Origin of the sequence: Advenella mandrilli, from assembly GCF_016595155.1 — a bacterium.
Classification (GTDB): Bacteria; Pseudomonadota; Gammaproteobacteria; order Burkholderiales; family Burkholderiaceae_B; genus Advenella; species Advenella mandrilli.
The window spans coordinates 1-5,837 of record NZ_JAENGP010000032.1 but is presented as its reverse complement, the minus strand read 5'-3'; the positions used below and the strand labels follow the sequence as shown (position 1 = coordinate 5,837).

2 tRNA genes and 3 rRNA genes are annotated in these 5,837 nt (G+C 50.7%); all 5 read right to left on the bottom strand.

Features of this window, described 5'->3' with window-relative positions:
- Window positions 1–16: 16 nt before the first annotated feature.
- Window positions 17–129: ribosomal RNA gene (gene rrf / locus JHL22_RS15760) — 5S ribosomal RNA — on the bottom strand.
- Window positions 130–321: 192 nt separating this feature from the next.
- Window positions 322–3,195: ribosomal RNA gene (locus JHL22_RS15755) — 23S ribosomal RNA — on the bottom strand.
- A 443-nt stretch (window positions 3,196–3,638) separates the two neighbouring features.
- A tRNA-Ala gene (locus JHL22_RS15750) sits at window positions 3,639–3,714 on the bottom strand.
- 12 nt (window positions 3,715–3,726) lie between these two features.
- Window positions 3,727–3,803 (bottom strand) — tRNA-Ile (locus tag JHL22_RS15745).
- Between the two features lie 120 nt (window positions 3,804–3,923).
- Window positions 3,924–5,469 (bottom strand): 16S ribosomal RNA (locus JHL22_RS15740).
- Together the 16S, 23S and 5S rRNA genes with 2 tRNA genes alongside form the textbook arrangement of a ribosomal RNA operon.
- Window positions 5,470–5,837 lie beyond the last annotated feature (368 nt).

Sequence of the window (5,837 nt, the reverse complement as noted above, 5' to 3'; positions counted from 1 at the left end):
TTTTTTTGAATAAAGAGCCTGACGATGACCTACTTTCACGGATGTCCATCCACTATCATCGGCGCGAAGGCGTTTCACTGTCCTGTTCGGGAAGGGAAGGAGTGGGTCCACCTTGCTATGGTCGTCAAGCGTAAGCTGGTATGGCTTACTGCTGTGTATGCAGTTAGCAATTTGGAAGAAGCACAGTTTGGGTAATAATGGGTATGATCGATGAAGTATTGGTGTTGGGATTGACGTGGCCATGATTTGTTTCATGGGACACGATTTGAGTTTTGAACGACACTTGAACGCTATTGTCAGCAGTATAACCTGCAGAGTTATAGGATCAAGCCGCACGGGCAATTAGTATCAGTTAGCTGAGTGCATTACTGCACTTACACACCTGACCTATCAACGTCCTGGTCTCGAACGACCCTTCAGGGGGGTCTAGCCCCCGGGATACCTAATCTTCAGACGAGTTTCCCGCTTAGATGCCTTCAGCGGTTATCTCTTCCGTACATAGCTACTCGGCAATGCCATTGGCATGACAACCGATACACCAGCGGTACGTCCACTCCGGTCCTCTCGTACTAGGAGCAGGCTCCGTCAAGTATCCAACGCCCACGGCAGATAGGGACCAAACTGTCTCACGACGTTTTAAACCCAGCTCACGTACCTCTTTAAATGGCGAACAGCCATACCCTTGGGACCGGCTACAGCCCCAGGATGAGATGAGCCGACATCGAGGTGCCAAACACCACCGTCGATATGAACTCTTGGGTGGTATCAGCCTGTTATCCCCAGAGTACCTTTTATCCGTTGAGCGATGGCCCTTCCATTCAGAACCACCGGATCACTATGTCCTGCTTTCGCACCTGTTCGACGTGTCAGTCTCACAGTCAAGCACGCTTATGCCATTGCACTATCAGCACGATTTCCGACCGTACCTAGCGTACCTTCGAACTCCTCCGTTACACTTTAGGAGGAGACCGCCCCAGTCAAACTGCCCACCATACACTGTCCCCAACCCGGATAACGGGCCTAGGTTAGAACCGCAAACAGACCAGGGTGGTATTTCAAGGTTGGCTCCATAGCATCTAGCGACACTACTTCAACGCCTCCCACCTATCCTACACAGGCCGGTTCACAATTCAATGTAAAGCTACAGTAAAGGTTCATGGGGTCTTTCCGTCTAGCCGCGGGGAGATTGCATCATCACAACCATGTCAACTTCGCTGAGTCTCAGGAGGAGACAGTGTGGCCATCGTTACGCCATTCGTGCAGGTCGGAACTTACCCGACAAGGAATTTCGCTACCTTAGGACCGTTATAGTTACGGCCGCCGTTTACTGGGGCTTCGATCAAGCGCTTGCACGCCATCACTTAACCTTCCAGCACCGGGCAGGCGTCACACCCTATACGTCCACTTTCGTGTTAGCAGAGTGCTGTGTTTTTAATAAACAGTCGCAGCCACCATTTCTCTGCGGCCCGTTCGCGCTTTAACACGCTACAAGGGCATACCTTCTCCCGAAGTTACGGTATTAATTTGCCGAGTTCCTTCTCCTGAGTTCTCTCAAGCGCCTTGGAATATTCATCCCGTCCACCTGTGTCGGTTTGCGGTACGGTCATTGTTGAACTGAAGCTTAGAGGCTTTTCCTGGGACCACTTCCTATGACTTCACGAACCGAAGTTCGCTTCGAGCCGGTACCTTGAATTACGTGGCCGGATTTACCTAACCACCTTCTCGGTACAAGCAACGGGTACAACCAATCACCCGATCACATTTCGCAATCCGTCCCCCCATCGCATTCAACAATGGTGTTGGAATATTAACCAACTTCCCATCAGCTACGCATCTCTGCCTCGCCTTAGGGGCCGACTCACCCTGCGCCGATGAACGTTGCGCAGGAAACCTTGGACTTACGGCGAGGGAGCTTTTCACTCCCTTTATCGCTACTCATGTCAGCATTCGCACTTCTGATACCTCCAGCATCCGTCTCCAGACACCTTCTCAGGCTTACAGAACGCTCTCCTACCGCGTATGATAAATCATACACCCGCAGCTTCGGTAACTGGCTTAGCCCCGTTACATCTTCCGCGCAGGACGACTCGATCAGTGAGCTATTACGCTTTCTTTAAAGAATGGCTGCTTCTAAGCCAACCTCCTGACTGTCTATGCCTTCCCACTTCGTTTCCCACTTAGCCAATTTTGGGGACCTTAGCTGGCGGTCTGGGTTGTTTCCCTCTTGAGTCTGGACGTTAGCACCCAGTGCTCTGTCTCCCGTGCTGTACTTGCCGGTATTCGGAGTTTGCCATAGGTTGGTAAGTCGCCATGACCCCCTAGCTATAACAGTGCTCTACCCCCGGCAGTAATACACGAGGCACTACCTAAATAGTTTTCGGAGAGAACCAGCTATTTCCAGGCTTGTTTAGCCTTTCACCCCTATCCACAGTTCATCCCCTAATTTTTCAACATTAGTGGGTTCGGTCCTCCAGCACGTGTTACCGTGCCTTCAACCTGACCATGGATAGATCGCCTGGTTTCGGGTCTACACCCAGCGACTAATTCGCCCTATTCGGACTCGCTTTCGCTACGCCTTCCCTATTCGGTTAAGCTTGCCACTGAATGTAAGTCGCTGACCCATTATACAAAAGGTACGCAGTCACGGGACAAGCCCGCTCCTACTGTTTGTATGCACACGGTTTCAGGATCTATTTCACTCCCCTTCCGGGGTTCTTTTCGCCTTTCCCTCACGGTACTGGTTCACTATCGGTCGATCACGAGTATTTAGCCTTGGAGGATGGTCCCCCCATGTTCAGACAGGATTTCACGTGTCCCGCCCTACTTGTTCGACGCTTAGTACCACGTAACGTATTTCGTCTACAGGGCTATCACCTGCTACGGCCGGACTTTCCATTCCGTTCGACTATACATCACGCTATCTCGTCAAGGCTCATCCGATTTCGCTCGCCGCTACTTTCGGAATCTCGGTTGATTTCTTTTCCTCGAGTTACTTAGATGTTTCAGTTCACTCGGTTCGCTTCGCTGCCCCTATGTATTCAGGACAGGATACTGCCAAAGGCAGTGGGTTCCCCCATTCGGAAATCTGCGGATCAAAGCTTATTTGCCAGCTCCCCGCAGCTTATCGCAAGCTATTACGTCCTTCATCGCCTGTGATCGCCAAGGCATCCACCATGTGCACTTAGTCACTTGATCCTATAACACTAAAGGCTATAGGTTTTTTTCGCCTTACCGCGCCTTTCAAATCACGGTAAAGCATGCTGAGTTTCACGTTTGTGTGCCGTTCATCATTTTCCAGGTTATCATCCTTGCGGATGATGTCTTGAATTTGAGAACTTCAAATATAATGCAATCACAACCCGTATTTTCTTCGACATACACTGAATCCCTGGTGGAATTCAATATACCCGTTGAATTACTTTGTTGTGCTTCTTCCAAATTGTTAAAGAACATATACAGCCAATATCACACTTCGTAAAGTGCAATCTTCACCCGTTTTGACAAAGCAAAACGATTGAACATTACATTCTACCCTCTCTGATCTACCCGTTATTTTAGGTAAGCCCGAAAGTTTAGCATAGTATCTGTTAATCCTGCAACACTGATTTTACATCAATATCGCCATTACACAAGAATCCTGGTGGAGGATGACGGGATCGAACCGACGACCCCCTGCTTGCAAAGCAGGTGCTCTCCCAGCTGAGCTAATCCCCCAACAAACCTGTTTGGTGGGTCAAGCTGGAATCGAACCAGCGACCCCCGCCTTATCAAGACGGTGCTCTAACCAACTGAGCTACTGACCCAACTGCTGGTATCCTGCTATTCACAGGCCACCAAACCGATAGGCGGGTACCATTGCCTTGTGCAACGTGACTAACAACCGATAAGCGTGGACGCTTTGGCATGCAGGAGAACCTGCTCTTAAAGGAGGTGATCCAGCCGCACCTTCCGATACGGCTACCTTGTTACGACTTCACCCCAGTCATGAATCCTACCGTGGTAATCGCCCTCCTTGCGGTTAGGCTAACTACTTCTGGTAAAACCCACTCCCATGGTGTGACGGGCGGTGTGTACAAGACCCGGGAACGTATTCACCGCGGCATGCTGATCCGCGATTACTAGCGATTCCGACTTCATGCAGGCGAGTTGCAGCCTGCAATCCGGACTACGATCGGGTTTCTGAGATTGGCTCCACCTTGCGGTTTGGCAACCCTCTGTCCCGACCATTGTATGACGTGTGAAGCCCTACCCATAAGGGCCATGAGGACTTGACGTCATCCCCACCTTCCTCCGGTTTGTCACCGGCAGTCTCATTAGAGTGCCCAACTTAATGCTGGCAACTAATGACAAGGGTTGCGCTCGTTGCGGGACTTAACCCAACATCTCACGACACGAGCTGACGACAGCCATGCAGCACCTGTGTTCCGGTTCTCTTGCGAGCACTCCTCTATCTCTAAAGGATTCCAGACATGTCAAGGGTAGGTAAGGTTTTTCGCGTTGCATCGAATTAATCCACATCATCCACCGCTTGTGCGGGTCCCCGTCAATTCCTTTGAGTTTTAATCTTGCGACCGTACTCCCCAGGCGGTCAACTTCACGCGTTAGCTACGCTACTAAGCCCCGAAGGGCCCAACAGCTAGTTGACATCGTTTAGGGCGTGGACTACCAGGGTATCTAATCCTGTTTGCTACCCACGCTTTCGTGCATGAGCGTCAGTATTATCCCAGGGGGCTGCCTTCGCCATCGGTATTCCTCCGCATATCTACGCATTTCACTGCTACACGCGGAATTCTACCCCCCTCTGACATACTCTAGTCCGGTAGTTAAGAATGCAGTTCCAAGGTTGAGCCCTGGGATTTCACATCCTTCTTTCCGAACCGCCTGCGCACGCTTTACGCCCAGTAATTCCGATTAACGCTTGCACCCTACGTATTACCGCGGCTGCTGGCACGTAGTTAGCCGGTGCTTATTCTTCAGGTACCGTCATCGACCACCGGTATTATCGATAGTCTTTTCTTCCCTGACAAAAGTGCTTTACAACCCGAAGGCCTTCATCGCACACGCGGGATGGCTGGATCAGGGTTCCCCCCATTGTCCAAAATTCCCCACTGCTGCCTCCCGTAGGAGTCTGGGCCGTGTCTCAGTCCCAGTGTGGCTGGTCGTCCTCTCAAACCAGCTACGGATCGTCGCCTTGGTAGGCCATTACCCCACCAACTAGCTAATCCGATATCGGCCGCTCCAATAGTGAGAGGCTCCGAAGAGTCCCCCCCTTTCCCCCGTAGGGCGTATGCGGTATTAGCTGACCTTTCGGCCAGTTATCCCCCGCTACTGGGCACGTTCCGATACATTACTCACCCGTTCGCCACTCGCCGGCAAAGAAAGCAAGCTTTCTTCCCGCTGCCGTTCGACTTGCATGTGTAAGGCATCCCGCTAGCGTTCAATCTGAGCCAGGATCAAACTCTTCAGTTTAATCTCTGTATATATTGCCATTCACTGTTAAAGGTAAATGGTCGCTGCTTCACTCAAAAGAAAATAACGTTTATATGTATAAACCTTACTTCTTCATTTCAAGTGAGCGCTTAAAGTATAAAATTTAGCATCACCAGCTTTCGCTGGTGCGGCCTCTTACATTCCAAGCGCCCACACTTATCGGCTGTTATATTGTTAAAGAGCATACAACATGACCCAACGGTCATGAGGCTGACATAAATCTGCTTTACAGTAGATCTTGTTGCACTCAGCTCAACCCGGCTTGAAACCCGAAGGCTTACTACACCAGACTGACTTGACTGCGTTGCTGTGTCAGCAGCAGAGAAACGAGATTATGAAGCATTGGG